20 protein-coding genes are annotated in these 19433 nt (G+C 38.9%); 11 read left to right on the forward strand and 9 right to left on the reverse strand.

Annotated elements, in window-relative coordinates; all coding sequences use genetic code 11:
• Positions 1 to 44: 44 nt before the first annotated feature.
• The 8 genes from serA to nadB are packed head-to-tail and all read right to left on the reverse strand — an operon-like array spanning position 45 to position 8812.
• Positions 45 to 1634: a phosphoglycerate dehydrogenase gene (gene serA / locus EK17_RS02610; RefSeq protein ID WP_035587218.1), complete on the reverse strand. Its 1590-nt coding sequence runs from the start codon at positions 1632 to 1634 to the stop codon at positions 45 to 47.
• The gene (locus EK17_RS02615; protein ID WP_035587220.1) at positions 1635 to 2120 is read right to left on the reverse strand and encodes a TlpA family protein disulfide reductase; all 486 of its coding nucleotides are present in this window, start codon (positions 2118 to 2120) and stop codon (positions 1635 to 1637) included.
• 2 nt (positions 2121 to 2122) lie between these two features.
• On the reverse strand, positions 2123 to 3475 hold the full coding sequence (gene glmM / locus EK17_RS02620) for a phosphoglucosamine mutase (protein ID WP_035587222.1): 1353 nt from the start codon (positions 3473 to 3475) through the stop codon (positions 2123 to 2125).
• Positions 3472 to 4851, reverse strand: a complete 1380-nt coding sequence (gene mgtE, locus EK17_RS02625) for a magnesium transporter (protein WP_035587224.1) — start codon at positions 4849 to 4851, stop codon at positions 3472 to 3474. The genes glmM and mgtE overlap by 4 nt, the downstream gene beginning before the upstream one ends.
• Complete coding sequence (gene era / locus EK17_RS02630) at positions 4851 to 5744, reverse strand: GTPase Era (RefSeq protein ID WP_035587225.1); 894 nt, start codon at positions 5742 to 5744, stop codon at positions 4851 to 4853. Before era ends, mgtE begins: the two co-directional genes overlap by 1 nt.
• On the reverse strand, positions 5737 to 6408 hold the full coding sequence (rnc, locus tag EK17_RS02635; protein ID WP_035587227.1) for a ribonuclease III: 672 nt from the start codon (positions 6406 to 6408) through the stop codon (positions 5737 to 5739). Before rnc ends, era begins: the two co-directional genes overlap by 8 nt.
• Positions 6405 to 7262, reverse strand: coding sequence for a PLP-dependent cysteine synthase family protein (locus EK17_RS02640; protein WP_035587229.1), 858 nt, complete (start codon positions 7260 to 7262; stop codon positions 6405 to 6407). The genes rnc and EK17_RS02640 overlap by 4 nt, the downstream gene beginning before the upstream one ends.
• Positions 7259 to 8812 carry an L-aspartate oxidase gene (gene nadB, locus EK17_RS02645; protein WP_035587231.1) on the reverse strand — a complete coding sequence of 518 codons (1554 nt, stop codon included), beginning with the start codon at positions 8810 to 8812 and terminating at the stop codon, positions 7259 to 7261. The genes EK17_RS02640 and nadB overlap by 4 nt, the downstream gene beginning before the upstream one ends.
• Before the next feature lie 231 nt (positions 8813 to 9043).
• Between nadB and EK17_RS02655 the strand changes: the two genes are divergently transcribed.
• From EK17_RS02655 to uvrA, 8 genes are all read left to right on the forward strand, one after another.
• Positions 9044 to 9388: a TraR/DksA family transcriptional regulator gene (locus EK17_RS02655; protein WP_035587236.1), complete on the forward strand. Its 345-nt coding sequence runs from the start codon at positions 9044 to 9046 to the stop codon at positions 9386 to 9388.
• Complete coding sequence (locus EK17_RS02660) at positions 9372 to 10064, forward strand: ComF family protein (RefSeq protein ID WP_156957508.1); 693 nt, start codon at positions 9372 to 9374, stop codon at positions 10062 to 10064. Before EK17_RS02655 ends, EK17_RS02660 begins: the two co-directional genes overlap by 17 nt.
• A gap of 101 nt (positions 10065 to 10165) precedes the next feature.
• On the forward strand, positions 10166 to 10516 hold the full coding sequence (rpsF, locus tag EK17_RS02665; RefSeq protein ID WP_035587238.1) for a 30S ribosomal protein S6: 351 nt from the start codon (positions 10166 to 10168) through the stop codon (positions 10514 to 10516).
• Entirely contained in the window at positions 10500 to 10892 is a 393-nt protein-coding gene (locus EK17_RS02670; RefSeq protein WP_035587239.1) for a single-stranded DNA-binding protein, read from the forward strand. Before rpsF ends, EK17_RS02670 begins: the two co-directional genes overlap by 17 nt.
• Before the next feature lie 11 nt (positions 10893 to 10903).
• On the forward strand, positions 10904 to 11167 hold the full coding sequence (gene rpsR, locus EK17_RS02675) for a 30S ribosomal protein S18 (RefSeq protein WP_035587240.1): 264 nt from the start codon (positions 10904 to 10906) through the stop codon (positions 11165 to 11167).
• Between the two features lie 10 nt (positions 11168 to 11177).
• Complete coding sequence (gene rplI, locus EK17_RS02680; protein ID WP_035587242.1) at positions 11178 to 11630, forward strand: 50S ribosomal protein L9; 453 nt, start codon at positions 11178 to 11180, stop codon at positions 11628 to 11630.
• The gene (gene dnaB, locus EK17_RS02685; RefSeq protein WP_051904374.1) at positions 11620 to 13032 is read left to right on the forward strand and encodes a replicative DNA helicase; all 1413 of its coding nucleotides are present in this window, start codon (positions 11620 to 11622) and stop codon (positions 13030 to 13032) included. Before rplI ends, dnaB begins: the two co-directional genes overlap by 11 nt.
• The gene (uvrA, locus tag EK17_RS02690; protein WP_035587244.1) at positions 13033 to 15831 is read left to right on the forward strand and encodes an excinuclease ABC subunit UvrA; all 2799 of its coding nucleotides are present in this window, start codon (positions 13033 to 13035) and stop codon (positions 15829 to 15831) included. It abuts the gene before it with no gap.
• Here uvrA and EK17_RS02695 read toward each other — a convergent pair.
• A complete protein-coding gene (locus EK17_RS02695) occupies positions 15820 to 16239 on the reverse strand; it encodes a Fur family transcriptional regulator (RefSeq protein ID WP_035587245.1) in 420 nt (139 codons plus the stop codon). The genes uvrA and EK17_RS02695 overlap by 12 nt on opposite strands.
• A gap of 218 nt (positions 16240 to 16457) precedes the next feature.
• Between EK17_RS02695 and EK17_RS02700 the strand changes: the two genes are divergently transcribed.
• From EK17_RS02700 to EK17_RS02710, 3 genes are read left to right on the forward strand one after another with little or no spacing between them, the layout of a single operon-like run.
• On the forward strand, positions 16458 to 16901 hold the full coding sequence (locus EK17_RS02700) for a MarR family winged helix-turn-helix transcriptional regulator (RefSeq protein WP_198018135.1): 444 nt from the start codon (positions 16458 to 16460) through the stop codon (positions 16899 to 16901).
• Positions 16898 to 17890 carry an HlyD family secretion protein gene (locus tag EK17_RS02705; RefSeq protein WP_051904375.1) on the forward strand — a complete coding sequence of 331 codons (993 nt, stop codon included), beginning with the start codon at positions 16898 to 16900 and terminating at the stop codon, positions 17888 to 17890. The genes EK17_RS02700 and EK17_RS02705 overlap by 4 nt, the downstream gene beginning before the upstream one ends.
• Positions 17865 to 19388 (forward strand): DHA2 family efflux MFS transporter permease subunit, encoded by a 1524-nt coding sequence (locus EK17_RS02710; RefSeq protein WP_035587248.1) that lies wholly within the window; start codon positions 17865 to 17867, stop codon positions 19386 to 19388. The genes EK17_RS02705 and EK17_RS02710 overlap by 26 nt, the downstream gene beginning before the upstream one ends.
• The last annotated feature ends 45 nt before the right edge of the window (positions 19389 to 19433 follow it).

Here is a 19433-nt window from a genome sequence, read left to right on the forward strand (position 1 = left end):
TCTATTACTTTTTTAACGCAGTATTTCAAATAGCAGAATAATAACTATAGTTTTACTTTTGCTATACTGATTGCACCATCTATCTGCATTATCTCTTTTAAAATATTCTCATCAACTTCCTGGTCGGTTTTGATAAACGACAAAGCCTCCCCTAAATCCTTTCTTCTGCCAAGCCTGAAATCTGCAATGTTGATGTTATGTCTGCCTAAAATCTCTCCAACTTTACCAATAATGCCCGGTTTGTCATGGTTTTTAAACACAATTATATTGCCCGAAAGCTCTATCTCCATATCAAATCCATCCATAAACACAATTCGAGCTTTGTTTGGCTCAAACACCGCACCGCCTATTTCGATATGTTTATCATCGTCGTATTCAATATCTATAACAAGAAGATTTTTAAACTCAGTGGATCTCTCAAACGGCTTAATTTGTGTTTTAATGCCTCTTTCTTCTATCAAATATGGTGCATTGACATAATTGACATGCTCATCAACAATATTTTTTAAAACACCAACCGTTGTAAAAAGCATCAGGGAGTTTGCGTTTTTTTCTATCTCACCGTGGGGGTATATTGCTATGCATTTAATAAAGCTCTTGGTGTACTGGCTCAAAAAAGAACCCATCCTTTCGGCAAGCCCCAAAAACTGCCTGCCGATTTCTGAGATCTCTTCATCCTCCATTTTTATATTAACGGCATTTTCATAACCTCTACCCTTCAAAGCATCAATGACAGAGCGGGCAATGCCCTCTGCAACCCTGATTTGAGATTCAAAAGTATTTGCACCAAGATGCGGCGTAACAAAAACATTATCAAATTCAAATAAAGGATGGTTGGGCTGCGGCTCATTCTCAAAAACATCTATACCTAAAGCCCTGATTTTGCCACTTTTTAAACCATCATAAAGTGCATCTTCGTTGTACAGCCCGCCCCTTGCACAGTTTATCAAAATCACACCGTTTTTCATCTTTTTAATCTCATCATAAGAGATCATATTGTATGTTTCATCGGTTTTTGGTGTATGAATTGTGATTATATCGGCATTTTCAATCAATTCATCAAGTTTATCAACAATCTTTGCACCTATGCGGGTTGCCTTTTCTTTGGGAATATACGGGTCATAAACAATCACCTTTGCACCAAAACTCATAGCCCTTATTGCCACCTGCGTACCAATCCTGCCCATTCCTATAATACCCACGGTTTTTCCAAAAAGCTCAATACCCATCCACTTTTTTCTATCCCAGATATGCTTATATTTAAGCTCATAATTAGCATTGGGCATAAATCTTAAACAGTTGAGCATATGGGTCATGGTATGCTCTGTAGCGGCAAGTGTATTACCCGTGGGCATATTTAATACCACGATTCCCTTTTTTGATGCCTCATCCAAATCAATATTGTCCACACCTACACCAGCTCTGCCTATAACCTTAAGGTTCTTACAGTAGGATAAAAACTCCTTATCAACGGTGGTTGAGCTGCGTGTAATAATTGCATCGGCATCGCCAAGCTGCTTTGGAAGCTCTTTTTTGTCCAGATCGCTTTTTATTTCAACAACAATATCCTTTTCATTTTTTAAAATATCAATACCCTTTTCAGATATGTTATCGCACACCACAACCTTATACATCTACCTCACCCCTTCCACAAGATTTGTAAGAATCTGTTTTAGGCAAGAAAAGCTTCTTTTGCCTATAAATTTTGCAACAATCTTACCCTGCTTATTTATTATAACAACCGTTGGTGTGGCAAGTATGCCTCCTATACTTTTTAGATCGCTTCTTGAGTGAATTCGCCATACAGGATACTTAACATGGTGTTCTTTGATAAAATCGCCAATGTCATATCTATCCCTGCTTAAACTTATACCCACTATCTGGACTTTGTCTCTAAAATAGCTATAGACTCTATCGATTACATAAGCCTCTTTCTGACAGGGATCGCAATCGGGATAGAAAAACATCACAAGCGTTGGTTTTTTTCCTATATAGTTTGATAGGTTCGTTGTAGTTGAGTTATCAAAGTAAACAGAATCAAGCCTGATATCAATAGAATAGGCTTCAGCCAAAGCAGAAAATAAAAAAACCGCCGCAAATACAATAAAAATTTTTTTCATTCCTATCCTCCAAGTTGTTTTTTTGCCACTTTAACAAGCTCACCCAATACATCATTCATTAAATCTTCGCTGAAAGCCTCAACGGTAATTCTCAACAGCGGTTCTGTGCCTGAATATCTTACCACAATCCTTCCGTTGCCTGATAGTTTGGATTTTGCTGCATCTATTGCATCCTGAAGCTCATCAACCTCCTCAAGCGGAATTTTTTCTTTAACAAACACATTTTCCGTCTTTTGGGGTACCCTTTCAAAACCTTTTTTAAGTTCAGATAGTTTTGCCTTTTTTTCTTGCATAACAGAAAGCACGCTCAAAGCTGTAACTATGCCATCGCCAGTTGTATTGTAATCCCATAATACAATATGACCTGACTGCTCACCGCCAAGATTCAGATCATCTTCAATAATCTTTTGCACAATATATTTATCACCCACACCAACCCTTTTTAGCTCAACGCCCATTTCATTTAAATATTTCTCAAGTCCGTAATTGGTCATAACTGTGCCAACAACAGCGTTTCCCTTCAACCTGCCCTTTTCTTTCATATCCTTTGCAAGAATGGCAAGCAAAATATCGCCATCGAGTAGCTCATATTTTTCATCCACCATAACAACCCTGTCACCATCACCATCAAAGGCAATACCCACATCAGCCCTGTATAGCTTTGTTGCATCGATAATCGCCTGTGGATAGGTTGAGCCACACTTTTCATTAATATTTGTGCCGTTTGGCTGATTGTTTATTGCTATCACTTCAGCCCCAAGCTCTTCAAAAATCATCGGCGCTACCCTGTATGTTGCACCGTTTGCACAATCAAGCACAATCCTTAAACCCTCAAGCGAAACGCTATAGGGAAGCGTATCCTTTGCAAAAACGATATATCTACCCAGCGTATCCCTGATTCTGTAGGCCCTTCCTATCCTGCTTCCCACAGCACCCTTTGTATCAAGCGCATCTGATAAGATAAACTCCTCTATCTTTTCCTCAAGCTCATCTGTAAGCTTCAAACCTTTATTTGAAAAAATCTTAATACCGTTATCCTCATAAGGATTGTGGCTTGCAGATATTACAACGCCTGCATCTGCCCTCATACTTCTAACCAAAAAGGCAATTGCAGGGGTTGGCATGGGACCAACAAGATAAGCATCTGCCCCCATTGATACAACGCCACTTGTTATGGCACTCTCAAGCATATATCCAGAAAGCCTTGTGTCCTTTCCTATGATTATTTTTCTTTTTTTGTTTGTAGAACCATCCAGTGCAAAAACAAGCGCCTTACCAAGCCTGTAGGCAACATCACCCACAAGTGGATAAACATTTGCTTTTCCTCTTATACCATCTGTACCAAACAGCCTCATAACTTAACCTCAAAATACTTTATCGTTAATGTTGCTATAGTCAAATATATCAGAAGTCCCATAATATCGTTCATTGCCGATATAAACGGACTTGCCGCAACAGCCGGGTCTATGTTGAGTTTTTTCAATCCCACCGGTAGCATGGCACCTATCATGGTTGACAGAAACATCGACAGAAACATAGAGCTACCCACAACAACGGCCAAAGCGGGATTTCTTTGAAAAACAAGCGCCATTAAAAAACCCAGCACAGCAAACAACAAACCGATCGATAAAGCTGTTTTAATCTGCCGTTTTATGATTATCCAGATGCCTGTTTCGTCAAATTTTCCCAATGCTAAAGCCCTGACAACTATCGTTTGCGACTGTTGCCCTGTGTTGCCGCCAAGTGCCATAATCATCGGCATAAAAAACGACAGTGATATAGCCGTTTTTAATGTGCCATCAAAAAATTTAAGTACGCTTCCAGAAATAGATTCACCAATCAAGCTCATAATCAACCATGGCGCCCTGTATTTTATGATATTAAAGATACTTGTCTCTTCAAACTCCTCCTCAGATGTACCGATTAACTTGTAGATATCCTCTGTCGTCTCTTCCCTGATAACATCGATAATATCATCAACTGTAATTATACCCACAAGCCTGTTTTTATTATCAACAACAGGCACACACAACAGGTCGTATTTTTCAACAAGACGCGCAACCTCTTCCTGATCCATATCGGTTCTTACAGAAATTATGTTAGTATTTGTGATGTTCTCAATCTTTTCGTTTTTATCAGCTGTAATCAAAGCCCTGAGCGTAACAACGCCTATTAAGTGGCCAAATTTATCTATTACATACACATAAATGATCTTTTTTTCTTTGCTTGCCTGTCTGATCTTTTCCAGTGCCTCTTCAACGGTTAAATCCTTATCTATAGCAAAAAAATCGGGGTTCATTATGCCGCCAGCGGTATCCTCAGGATACCTTGAAAGGCTTGAGATCTCCTCCTTAAAGGCGGCATCAAAATGCTGTTGAACCTTGTCGGCAAACTCCTCATCCAACTCTTCAAAAATATCAACGGCCTTATCAATAGAGATGCTTTGCAGAATCCTCGCTGCCTCTTTATCATCAAAAGCAGCTAAAATATCTGCAGCCATTCTGTAGTCATCAAGATACTCAATAGCCTCTGCTCTGAGCTCTAAATCATCTATAGCCTTAATTGCCACAATTCTTTCATCTGGGGTCAGGTTTTGTATAACCTTTGCTATATCGGCAGGATGCAGTTTGTTAAAAATGTTTCTTACATTATCAATAGCCTCTTTTCTTATAAATTTTCTTACACTTTGCACTATAATACGGGTATCTGCATGCTCTTTTGTTTTATCCATCAAAACCTCGGATCTATGTATTCTTCGATGAGCGGCTGCTTCTTTGTCCAGTGCTCTTTAATCTTCACCCACAAATCAAGATAAACCTTGCTGTTTAAGAAAGCCTCTATCTCTTCTCTTGCCTGCCTGCCAATTTCCTTTATCATTTTTCCGCCTGCACCAATAATAATCATTTTATGGGTGCGCTTCTCAACAATAATATTTGCTTTTATGTAATAAAGATTTTTCTCCTCTCTAAATTTCATCTCATCAACAACTACTGCAACCTGATACGGTATCTCATCGCCTATGTTATTCATAATCTTTTCTCTTATAATCTCGGCTACAATGAAACGCTCCGTTTCGGTGCTTATTATGTCATCATCGTAATATTTTGGTCCCTCTGGCAGTAGCTTTAAAATAGCCTCAAGGATCTTTTGTTTTGCATCTGGCAAGTTAAGCAAAGACACCTCAAGCACCTCATCAAATTTCACACGCTCCAAAAACGGCTTTTTCACTTTCTCTATAGTCTCTTTATCCATCAAATCTATCTTATTAACAATCAAAATAGACTTTTTATTTTTCTTTTTAATCTGCCTAAGATATTCTTCCAAAACCTCGTCAAACTCACCCTTGTTATCGGTCATCACAATTGCAACATCAAAATCCTCAAGCGCTTCATCTATATACTTTTTCATCACCTGATTGAGTTTCTTTGAACTTTCATGCACACCGGGTGTGTCCACAAATATAATCTGATACTCCTCACCTGTTAAAATGCCCTTAACAGACTTTCTTGTAGCCTGCGGTTTTGGTGAAACTATAGCTATTTTTTCGCCTATTAAAACATTTAACAGGGTAGATTTTCCCACATTCGGCTTGCCTATGATGGCAACAAATCCAGACTTAAACATCTCTTTTCTCCAATTTTTTCACAGCTTCCCTTGCTGCGTTTTTCTCGGCTTCCTTTTTGCTTTTTCCACAGCCAGAACCATATTTTACCGAATTTATATACACATCACAATAAAAAGTTTTATTATGCTCCTCACCCTCTTCTTTAACAATGACATACTCAGGAAGACAGGAAAACGCCTTCTGCGTAATCTCCTGCAGATAGGTTTTATAGTCAAAAATAATACCGTTTGCCACGATCTTTTTAACCGTTTCACCAAGCATATTTTCGACGAAACGTTTCGCCTTTTCAAATCCACCATCAAGATAGATAGCACCAACAATCGCCTCAAATGTGTTTTCTATAATGTGGTCGTTGTTTACAATGCCTTCTTTTTGTTCGCTTCTGCCAACCAGAATATACTCAGGAAGTTTTAGTTTTCTGCCGATGGCGGCAAGTGTTTTTGTATTGACGCTTGCTGCCCTTATTTTTGATAGTTTCCCTTCATCTATATCGGGAAAATTGCTAATCAAAAACTCTGTTATGGCAAGCTCAAGCACAGCATCGCCTAAAAACTCAAGCTGTTCATTTGATAGCTTTCTATCCTTAACAAAAGAGCGATGTGTTAAAGCCCTTTTTAAAAGCTCTCTGTTTTTAAATGAATAACCGATTCTTTCTTCAATCATAACTCCATATACCTATCTTTAGAGTCGGGGAAAATTATCAGGATATTTTTATCTGAATAGCGTTTTTTGAATTCTTTTGCCACACCATAAACAGCACCACTTGAAATACCCGCAAAAATCCCCTCATCTTTTGATAACTCATCAAAGTTGGCCAACGCCTCATCATCCCCCACAGCCACAATCTCATCAATCAAAGACTCATCAAGCACATCGGGCTTAAAACCCGCACCAAGCCCCTGAATCTTATGTAAACCCTTAACACCCCTGCTAAGATAAGCGCTGCCTTCAGGCTCAACAGCCACGCACATACAGGATGGGTTTATTTCTTTCAGTCTCTTTGCAACACCGCTAAATGTTCCACCTGTGCCAATGCCGCAGATAAAAATATCCACCTCTATTGCAGAGATGATTTCATCTGCCGTGGTTTCATAATGAATTGCAGGATTTGCTGGATTGGAAAATTGGTTGAGAAATAAAAAACCCTCTTTTTGCAACTGCTCTGCCACCTCTATGCTGCCACTCATACCCTTTTTTGCATCTGTTAAGATCACTTCAGCACCAAATGATTCCATCATCCTTATGCGCATCCTTGACATGTTTTCTGGCATAACGATCTTGACAGGGATGTTAAAATACGCTCCAAGAAAAGCAAGTGAAATACCTGTGTTGCCACTTGTGGGCTCAACAATACCTTTTGCTCTATTGAGGCTACCTTTTTTCATTGCATCAGAAAGCATCCCCCAGGCTGTTCTATCCTTTATCGAACCTGTGGGATTAAAATACTCAAGCTTTGCAAAAATTCCATTTTTTAGCTTTATAAGTGGCGTATTACCGATTGTATCCACAACATTCATAACTCTTCCTCTAAATCTGAAATTCTAAAAGGTATATGCTGTTTGTTGTCGTAGGCATGTGGAGTGTCAACACAGTAGTGGGCACCAACGCTACCCTTTCTTTTCAAAGCAGCAAAAGCAATAATGGAGGCAAGCAAAGCCATATTGCGCAATGTTATACCCTCACTACAGTTATAATCAACATTATGCTTACTAAACAACGCCCAGCTGCACTGCAGGATTTCTTCCATCTGCTTTATGCGTCTTATCACACCCAATTTATTCCATATTGTTTCCTTCAAATCCTCTATTCTATTCCTCAAAGCAGCTCTATCACACTCAACACAATCAGGCTTTTGTATAGCAACAGCACCCGTTGGGTTGTTTTTTGCAAACTTAAGAGCACTATCTGCTGCAATCTTACCAAAAACAAGTCCCTCTAAAATCGAATTGCTTGCAAGCCTGTTTGCACCATGAACCCCGCTACAGGCTGCCTCTCCTGCCACAAACAAACCCTTAATCGATGTTGATGCATCAAGAAAGCTCTGGATTCCCCCCATTGTGTAGTGTGCAGCCGGTGCAACAGGAATTGCCTCCTTTGAAATATCTATGCCGTAGTTTAAACACTCGTTGTATATGGTGGGAAATCTCTTTTTTAAAAAATCCTCACCCATTTTAGTTGCATCTAAATAAACCTTATCGATGCCGCGTTTTTCCATTTCAAAAATAATTGAGCGAGCAACAACATCCCGCGGTGCAAGCTCAGCCAATCTGTGATATTTTTCCATAAAACGCTCGCCTTTATCGTTCAATAGAATAGCACCCTCACCCCTCATCGACTCAGAAATCAAAAATTGCGGAGTGTTGTATCTTTTCAGCGCTGTTGGATGAAACTGGACAAACTCCATATCCTCAACCACAGCCCCACTCATAAAAGCCGCCGCTATACCATCACCTGTTGTGATGGGTGGGTTTGTTGTGTTTTTATAAATTGCTGCATAGCCTCCTGTTGCAACAACAATAGCATCGGCATAATAAACTTCATACTCATTTGTTTTTGTATTTAAAAACAGCGCTCCAAAAATCCTGCCATCTTCAACATAAAATCTGCTTAGCTGTCTGTGTGTAAAAATCTCAATTGAGTTAAACTTTTTTAAATTATCTATCAATGTCTGCTCAACAGCATGACCTGTTGCATCACCCAATGCATGAACTATCCTGTTTGTTGAATGCGCTGCCTCTTTTGTAAAATCCAGGCTCCCATCCTCTTTTTTATCAAAATTTATGCCCATAGATATGAGTTCTTTTATCCTTTTGGGGCCTTCTTTTACAAGAAGCTCTACAGCCTCTTTCTTGCACAAACCAGCCCCGGCTTTAAGCGTATCCTCTATGTGTGACTCATAGGAATCATCCTCTTTTAAAACAACGGCGATTCCACCCTGGGCTTTATCTGTATTGCAGTAATTAAGCTCATCTTTTGCAAACAGCAACACATCGCAGCCGTTTTCTAAAAGCTCAATTGCAGCTCTAAGACCAGCTACACCACTTCCAATAACAATTATGGGTTTCATAAAATGCTCCTTTTAGTGGCTAAAAGTTATATGGCTTTGTGGGGGCACGATATTGGTTTTATGCCCACAGCTGTAAAGCCCAAAAAGCATAGCAAGAAGCAGGATTGTGATAACTTTTTTCATAGCACCATCCTAATACAACATTTTTTTAAAATCAACACCATTATAAAAACTCTTGACAAAAAATCAAAAATAAGGATTATTGCATAAGCTAACTTAGTGGAGGAAGATATGGATGCCGCCACACTAAACGAACTGAAAGAAAGATTGATTAGCTTAAAAAAAGAGATTACAGCAAGGATGAAAGAAAACCTTGAAAAGGTTAATACCATTAAGGTAAAGGGTGATGAGGGTGATTTTTCAAGTGCCATGTATTCAAGGCAGATTCTTTATGACCTGATTGAGCGTGATAGATTTCATCTGCAGGAGATTGAAGAATCGCTTTTTGATATAGAAAAAGGCACATACGGCATCTGCAAACGATGCGGCAAAGAAATAGAAATGGAGCGAATGAAGGCAAAGCCAACGGCTAAGTATTGCATAGCCTGTAGAAAGGTTGTTGAATCCGGCAAGTGAGATACTTTTCACCATATTCCCATCCCGATGTGTTTTATGCAACAGACCAACGGATGGTCTGGTCTGCAATGACTGTTTAAGCAAACTACCTTCAAGGTTTTTCAGATGCAGGATTTGTGGCCGTCCAGTGCCTGTAAAAAATTCTATCTGCTCAAATTGCCTTGAAGAAAAAAGCCGTTTTTTCAGGCGCGGTTTTACGATTTTCAATTACAACAACGAAAATGTAAAAAAGCTTATCGAGTTTATAAAGTTTTATGAGATGCCTCAGCTTATAAATATCATGGACAAATACTCTAAACTTTTAAAAACCATTCCACTAAAATCAGCCTGCATTATACCGGTACCGATGCACAAAAAAGATATCAGAATGCGTGGCTACAATCAGGCCGTTTTAATAGCAAAAAAACTAAAACAGATTATCGGCTTTAATATCTGCTTTGACTGTGTAGAAAAAATTAAACAAACAAAGCATCAGGTGGGGTTGACTGCTAAAGAGAGAAAAACAAACCTAAAAGGGGCTTTTAGGCTTTTAAAGCTACCCAGACAGCAGACAATACTGATTGTTGATGATGTTTTTACAACTGGCTCAACCGTTAACGAGATAGCAAAGTTGTTTTACAAGGAAAATATGGAGTGCTATTTTTTTAGCCTTGCTGCAACACCTATGGCTAACTAAAATTTAGCGTTGATTTTTGGTGATTTTTATATATCATTGTAAGGCTATAACCTTGCTTTCTGCATTTAGCAGAAGGCCAAAAGTCCAGAAGGAGGGTTTGTATGAGGTATTATGAGTTGCTTTATGTGTTGCAGCCGCAGTTAACCGAAGAACAGATTAAGGAGTTTATGGAGGATGTGGCTGCAAGAATCAAAAACGGCGGCGGCGAAGTTTTAAAAAACGAGGTGTGGCAGAAGCGCAATCTTGCCTATCCGATTAAAAAATTCAAACAGGGCTATTACATTCTGGTTCATTACAGAAGTGCCCCAGAGCTACCCAAAAAGATTGAGGAGTATTTGAGAATTAAGGAAAATGTATTGAGATTTTTAACAACCTACATGTTAAAGAAAGACATAAGTAAATACACAGAAGAAAAGCAAAAAGAAGAGAATTCAGATGGCCAATCTCAATAAAATTCTGCTCATAGGCAACCTAACAAGAGATCCAGAGCTTAGATACACGCCTGCTGGGTTAGGTGTTGCAACATTTGGAATAGCTGTAAACACGCCTCTTGGAAAAGACGAGCAGGGTAATAGAAAGACGGAAACACTGTTCGTTGATGTTATAGCCTTTGGCAGGCAGGCTGAGATTGTTGCCGAGTATCTAAAAAAAGGGTCTCTTATATATCTTGAAGGCAGGCTGAGATACAGAACCTGGGAGGATGCATCGGGCAACAGGCGCTCAAAACATGAGATAATTCTAAACAATTTTCAATTTCTCTCAGCAAGAGAAAGGGTGGATAATCTTGAGCCACCACCCACAGAAGATGATGAAGATATACCATTTTAGGGAGGTTTTAAATGACAGATAACAACAAAAAGAAAAAGAGATACTTCAGATATCCAAAAAAGAAGGTTTGCTATTTCTGTTCAAATAAAATAGATGAAATCGATTATAAAAATGTTGAGCTTCTCTCAAGATATGTTACAGAGAGATATAAAATAGTGGGGAGAAAAACCACTTCCACCTGTGCAAAACACCAAAGAATGCTCACAAAGGCAATCAAAAGGGCAAGGGTTATGGCTTTAATGCCGTTCACCATCAGCAGGAAACTCAAGGGTTAAGGGGGCTGGTATGAAAATCGTTTTACTTGAAGATGTGGAAAAGTTGGGATATGCAGGCGATATAAAAGAAGTAAAAGATGGATATGCCGTAAACTATCTAATCCCCAAAGGCTACGCACTTGCTGCAACAAAATCCAATCTTAAGTTGGTTGAGGAAAAAAGAAGAGCAATTTTAAGAAAGATAGAAAAGAAGATAAAACAGGCAGAAGCTATAAAAGCAGCATTGGACGGTACTCAGATAACAATCAAGGCAAGGGCTGGCGAAAAGGGCAAGCTTTTTGGATCGATAACAGCAGCTGATATATACGAACAGCTTAAAGATAAAACCGAATTTGACAAAAAAAGCATCAGACTTCCAGAAGGTGGCATAAAAAATGTTGGCAGTTATGAGATCGAAATAGCAATCTTCAGAGACATTAAAGCTACAGTTACAGTAAATGTTGAACCGTTAGATGAAAAGTAGTGGAATTAGAGCCTACCCACAAGCAATAGAAGCCGAGAGAGCGCTTTTGTGCTCTCTCTTTCTTGACAATTCAAAAATATCCGAGTGCATGGAAATCATAGATGAAAATGACTTTTTTGATGAGAAAAACGGTGAAATCTTTTCTATTTTAAAACAGCTCTATGCAGAAGGCATACCGTTTGATTTTGTTACCGTATCAAACGCAATCAAAGAAAAAGGCCTATCTGATAAAATCTCACCTGCATATTTGACGGGTCTAATAGAGTTTTTGCCGGCGCCTGCAAATATCATCCATTATGCAACGATCATAAAGAAAAAATCCACCCTAAGGCAACTTATCTCCATGTCAACAGAGGTTGCATCGATCTGCTACGATGAGCCTGAGGACTTAGAAGAGGTTTTCAATATTGCAGAAAAAAGGTTGTTTGAAATAGTTAGCAACAGATCTACTCGCTATAGAACATCGGAGGATTTAGTTGAGGAAACCTTAGACTACTTAGCAAAACTTAAAAATAGAAAAAGCGTCATAACAGGTGTGGCAAGTGGATATCCCGACCTTGATAGATTTACAAACGGTTTTCAAGAAGGCGATCTAATAATCGTCGCAGGCAGACCGGGAATGGGCAAAACGGCTTTTGCTTTGAATATTGCAGTAAATGCAGCATTGGATCACAACAAAAATATCGGCATATTCTCTTTAGAGATGTCAGCCAGACAGCTTGTTTTAAGAATGATCTCAACATTGTCTAAAGTGGATATGTATAACCTAAGAACAGGGTTTCTCACTGATGCAGAATGGGCAGCTGTTGTAAAGGCAATAGATAAACTCAAAAAGGCAAAAATATTCATCGACGATACATCTCTTTTAACTTCCATAGATATACGCACAAAGGCTCGAAAACTCAAAATGGAACAAAACATCGATATGTTGATTATAGATTACCTGCAGCTTGTTGAAGGCAAAAATTCATCTGTAAACAGAACCCAGCAGATTTCAGAAATTTCCCGCTCACTTAAAATCTTGGCCAAGGAGCTAAACATTCCTGTAATGGCTTTATCGCAGCTAAACAGAGCCGTTGAAACAAGAGAGGATAAGCGTCCAACGCCTGCCGATTTAAGGGAATCAGGTTCGATTGAGCAGGATGCGGATGTGATCATGTTTATATACAGAGACGAGGTTTACCGCAGGGAAAAAGCCGAAAAAGGCGTTGCAGAAATCATTATAGCAAAACAGAGAAACGGACCTCAGGGCACTGTAAAGTTGCAATTTGACGGCAAAACCACATCCTTCAGAAGCCTTGCAAAGGATGCTGATACGCAGAATATCTACAATGCCAAGGAAGAGATAGAATTCAGCGAAAAAGAAGAGTTTGCTGAAGATGAGGAATACGATAGCTTTTAGATGAAATCGATCAGGATCATAGGTGCAAGGGTTCACAATCTAAAAAACATAAATGTTGAAATTCCTAAATCATCAATTACGGTTATCACAGGCCCATCGGGCAGCGGCAAATCTACATTGGCTTTCGATGTTTTATACGCAGAATCACAAAGAAGATACCTTGAATCTCTAAGCTCCTATGCACGCCAGTTTTTAGAAAAGATAGAAAAACCCGATGTAGATGCGATAGAAGGACTCACTCCAGCAATCAGCATAGACCAGAAAAGCATCTGGGCAAACCCTCGATCAACTGTGGGAACTGTTACAGAAATCTACGATTATATGAGACTTCTGTTTGCCCATGTTGGCGAGGCATATTGCTACAACTGCGGCAGAAAAATCTCAAAACAGGACCCTCAAACCATCGTAAACACAATAGCCTCAATGGAGGGTAAAAAGCTTTTGATCCTTGCACCGATAGCAGTTCACAAAAAAGGCACATTTAAAAATGAGCTGGAGAAATTCAAAAAAGAGGGTTTTGTCAGGGTTATTATAGACGGCACAGAAAGGCTGCTTGAGGAAGATATAGAGCTTGATAAAAATAAATGGCACGATATCTACCTTGTAGTTGATAGGCTAAAGGTAAAGCAGCAGGCAAAAAACAGAATCGCCGAGGCTGTTGAGCTTGCTTTAAAAATCGGCGGCGGAATGGTTAATATATTTGATATAGACACACAAAAGATGGAGCTTTTCAGCAAGCATTTTTCATGTCCCTATTGCGGTATAAACTACAAACCAATTACACCACAAAGTTTTTCATTTAACTCACCCTTGGGAGCATGCCCAGACTGCTCTGGTCTTGGCATAAAACATGAATTGGATATAGACAAGCTAATGCCAGACAAAAGCCTATCTGTAAGAGAAGGCGTTGTTAAACTGTGGCGCAGACCGCGTTACTATTTTTACAGAAGGTTTCTTATAAAGGCATGCTTAAAGTTTGGCATAGATATCTATACGCCCTTTGAGGAGCTACCCGAAAGGCACAAAGATATAATACTGTTTGGAATGCCGGGTGAAATTGTTGAGTATAAAATAGGCGAAAATACTATCAGAAAGCCATGGAAAGGTGTTATAAATGCCGTTCTGGAGCAGTTTTCCACAACAGACAGCTCAACGGTTAAACGAGAAATTCTATCGCTTATGAAAGAAATCGTTTGTCCAACCTGCAAAGGAGATAGACTCAACAAAGAGAGTTTATCTGTAAAAATTCTTTCAAAAAATATTATGGAAGTCACAAAGCTAAATGCCAAAGATGCATTGGAATACTTCATCGAGGTTGAAAAAACATTAAATGAGACACAAAGGAAAATAGCAAACCGCATTTTGAGCGAAATCAAAAACAGATTGGGTTTTTTGATAGAGGTAGGGCTGGATTATTTAACGCTCAACAGAAGCGTATCAACTCTCTCAGGGGGTGAGGCTCAGCGTATAAGACTTGCCACACAGGCTGGCTCAAGCTTAAGCGGCATAACCTATGTACTGGATGAGCCTTCGATAGGATTACACCCCAAAGACACCCAGCAACTAATAGATACATTAAAAAAATTAAAGGAAAACGATAACACAGTTGTTGTTGTGGAGCATGATTTTAACATCATAGAATCGGCTGACTACATCATCGATATGGGACCTCAAAGCGGCAGAGGCGGCGGCTTTATAGTCGCAGCTGGTAGTCTTGAAGAAATCAAGCAAAATCCCAAATCTTTAACTGGAAAATACTTAAGCGGCAGACTATCAATCCCCACACCATCAAAAAGATCAAAGCCTAAGGATTTTGTTAGAATAAAAAACGCCTCAGTTCACAATCTTAAAAACATCGATGTCGATATCCCCCTTGGTGTTTTTGTATGTATAAGCGGTGTTTCAGGAAGCGGCAAAAGCAGCCTTCTATTTGATTGTTTTTACAACGATGCAATAAGATTAAAATCGGGTTTATCTCCAAAAAACTGCTCATCAATCCAAAACATAGAAAAAATCAACAAAATTATAAAGATCGACCAATCGCCCATCGGCAGAACACCCCGCTCCAATCCAGCCACATACACCTCTGTTTTTACAGATATCAGAGAACTGTTTGCCTCGACCGAGGATGCAAAAATCAAAGGCTTTACACCATCACGATTTAGCTTCAATGTCAGGGGTGGTAGATGTGAAAAATGTAAGGGTGAAGGCTACATAAAGGTAGAGATGCAATTCTTGGCTGATGTTTATGTAAAATGCGATGTATGCAACGGCAAACGATACAACGAATCCACGCTCTCTGTTTATTACAAGGGCAAAAATATCTACGATGTGTTGCAGATGACGGTTAATCAGGCCTATGAATTCTTTGAAAACATTCCAAAAATTAAAAAGAAACTTGAAGTTCTAAGGGATGTGGGATTGGGATATATTCAATTGGGTCAACCTGCCACAACGCTTTCAGGCGGTGAGGCTCAAAGGGTTAAGATAGCCAAATATCTTATCACGCCGCCGGGTGGACATACCGTATATCTTCTTGATGAGCCATCTATAGGTTTGCATGCCGACGATGTAAAAAAATTAATTGCCGTTTTAAAAAGGCTTGTTGAAAAATCAAATAGCGTCATAGTTATTGAGCACAACTTAGACATCTTAAAAAACGCAGACTACATTATCGATATTGGGCCAGAAAGCGGCGATAACGGTGGCAGAGTAGTTGCCTATGGAAGCCCAGAGGATGTGGCTTTAAACTTTAAAACCTACACCTCTTATTATCTAAAAAGGGCTTTAGCTATCTGATTTATTTCTGCATTTGCTGCATACACCGTAGCAGTAGATATCGCAATTGGATACCTCAAAATCCTTAAGCTCTTTAAGCTGCTGATTAAGAAAACTCGTATCCACTTCAATATCTATCACATCCCCGCACACCTTACAGATAAGATGGTGATGGGGTTTCTGCTCGGCGATTTCGTATTTATTTTTTGCACCGCTTATGGCAAGCTCTTTAATAATACCATGCTCTTTTAATGTGTGGATGTTTTTATACACCGTGGCAAGCGACATCGATGGAAAACTCTTTGAAATATTTTTATAGATGGTGTCAAGGTCGATATGCCCGGCTCTAATAATCTCGTTGAGTATAGCCAATCTTTGCGGTGTTGCCTTAAGATTTCTTGAGTATAACATCTCTTTAATATTCATCATCTTAAACCTCCAATTTTAAAATTTAAGTTCCTTAAATATATACACCATCTCTTCAATTGTCAAGTAATATTTTTTTTTAATAAAAATGACAATTCAAACAATACATCTTTTCACTTAAAAATTCAATTTTTTATAAAATACCCACTATAGCGTGCTGAAATAATACAAAAAATTTAAATTAGTTGCAAATGAAACTTTTTTTTGCTATAAACTGTCGGATGGCAAATGAACCTTTAGCTAAATGGATTTCTATTCTTTATAGGTTTTCGCTTATGTATGCCAATTCATTTCTAAAACTACATAATCTTAATGCAGGGCAACTACCCTTTTTAATAAACATTGTTGACAATCCTGCAATAACACAGGAAGAGTTATCAAACCTATTAAAAATGGACAAAAGCACAACTGCACGAGCCGTAAAAACACTTCAACTTAAGGGATTTATAAAAAAGGAAAAGGATTCAAAAGACAGGCGTAACCACAGACTCTATCCAACAAACAAGGCATTAACAATCAGGGATGCTTTATGGCAAAAAGGTTTTATGTGGGATGAAATTTTACTTAAAGGTTTTGATGAACAGCAAAAAAAGGAGATTCGCACTATCCTTCAAAAACTTGCCAATAACGCCATAGAATACTTTGATAAGGAGAAAAAAAGATGAAGCACAAAAAACTCATTGCCCTCGGAGTTTTTATTTTATTTGCCATAGGTGTAATAGTATTTTTGAGATACAAAAGCACACATATATCAACCGATGATGCATACATAACAAACGATATTTACTGGGTAAATCCAAAGGTTTCTGGCAGCATTACAAAGGTTCTAATAGACAACAATAAGTATGTTAAAAAAGGGCAACTACTTGCGGTAATTAACCAAAAACCCTACAAAATAGCCCTTGAGGCAGCAGAGGCCGAAGTTAGCCTATATAAAGCAAAACTCAAAGAAGCAGAGGCATTATTAAAACAATCACAAGCCCAGACCCAGCTAACCCAGGCACGCATCAAAAAGGCTCAATGGGATTTTAACAGGGCAAAACGATTATTCACAAAAAAGGTAATCTCAAAAGACGCATACGAAAAATATTTAACGGCCCTAAATGTTTTAAAAGCTCAACTCAAAGCCAATAAAGCAGCCATTGATCAAGCAAAAGCCTCATTAGGCAGCCTAAAAAAAGCACTGGATGCAGCTAAAGCAAAACTCAATAGCGCAAAACTCAATCTAAGCTATACACTCATAAAAGCCCCTCATAATGGATACATTACAAAAAAAAGCATAGAAGTGGGCAAATTTGTCTCACCCGCACTGCCAATATGTGCAATTGTGCCAAAAAACGGCGCTTGGATTGTGGCTAACTACAAGGAAACCCAGCTAAACAAAATTAAAATTGGCGATAGGGTAAAGATTTCCATAGATGCTTACCCATCAAAAACCTTCTACGGTCATGTCAAAAGTATTCAATACGGAACAGGCGAGGTATTTTCCCTTTTCCCACCGCAAAATGCATCCGGCAACTGGATAAAGGTAGTCCAGAGGGTGCCTGTCAAGATTGTGTTTGACAAAGCCCCAGAAGTGCCTATGAGAGTTGGCATGTCTGCAACAACCGTTGTATTAGTTGGAACCCATGGAAAACAGGCAGCAAACAAATAAGTGGATTATCGCTTTATCTGTCATACTTCCCACATTGATGGAGATCGTTGATACAACAATTGTTAATGTCAGTTTGCCACATATCAGAGGCGGTCTTAGCGTCAGTCTTGATGAATCCACCTGGGTTTTGACCTCATACATGGTTTCAAACGCAATAATTATACCGATGACAGGCTGGCTTGCTATAAAGTTTGGCAGGAAACGTTTTTTGCTCTTCTCTATAGCTTTATTTACAATCTTTTCCTTTATTTGCGGCTATACTCCGTCGTTTTTACTGTTAGTTATAGCAAGATTCCTGCAGGGTATAGCTGGTGGCGGCCTTCAGCCTCTGTCGCAGGCTATTCTTCTTGAATCTTTCCCAAAAGAGCAACGAGGAATGGCAATGGCCGTTTTTGGCATGGGTGTTGTTGTTGGACCAATACTTGGACCTGTGCTGGGTGGCTGGATAACGGATAACTGGGGCTGGCGGTGGATATTCTTTATAAACATTCCTGTAGGTTTACTATCACTGCTTTTGATAGAGTTATTTGTAGAGGATCCCGACTATATAAAAAATCAGAAAATTGGTAAAATCGACTATCCCGGCATGGCTTTTTTAGCTATTGCAGTAGGCTCTCTGCAGATATTGCTTGATAACGGTCAAAGAAAAGATTGGTTTGAATCGTCGTTTATCAGTTATCTGGCGGTTATATCATTTATAGGTTTTGTGTTTTTAATATACAGGGAGCTGACAACCGATGAACCTTTGATAAATCTAAGAATTTTTAAAGACAGAAGCTACTCTATCGGCAATATAGTTATGTTTTTGGGTTTTTTTGGTTTCTTTGGAACGATAGTGCTTTTGCCACTTTATCTGCAAAACCTTATGGGCTATACGGCTTTTTTGGCAGGCCTTGTGCTTGGGCCGGGTGCTCTAACAACACTAATTGGCATGCCCTTAACAGGCAAACTCCTTGAAAGAGGATTTGACCCAAGAAAGCTTCTTTTAGGCAGTCTTTTAATAAATGCCTTTGCCGTTGATATAATGGCTCACTTTAACCTTCAGGCTGATTTTATAAGCGTTATCATGCCAAGGGCGCTTCAGGGCTTTGCAATATCGTTATTCTTTGTACCTCTTGCTGCTGCTACATTTGCCAATATAGAAAACAAAGATATGGGTGTGGCAAGCGGTTTGTTTAATTTTATCAGAAATATTGGTGGCAGTTTCGGCACGGCAATTGTTATGACGATTTTAACAAGAAGAGCCCAATTCCACCAGGAAAGACTTGTTGAGAATCTAACGGATTTAAACGAACCGTTCAGGCAGGCTGTGGATATACTCAACACACATATTCACTCATTGATGGGCAGCTATACTGTAATATACAAAGAACTTCTAAGGCAGGCATATATGCTTGCCTTCAACGATGCTTTCTATTTCTGTTCAATTCTGTTTATTTTGCTTATACCAACAGTTTTCCTAATAAAAAAGGCAACAAAAAAACTTACGGCTTTTTAATTCTTGACAATTGCCTGCTTTAATCTATTATTGGGGAAAATTTAT

It is taken from the genome of Hippea jasoniae, from assembly GCF_000744435.1.
Lineage (GTDB): Bacteria > Campylobacterota_A > Desulfurellia > Desulfurellales > Hippeaceae > Hippea > Hippea jasoniae.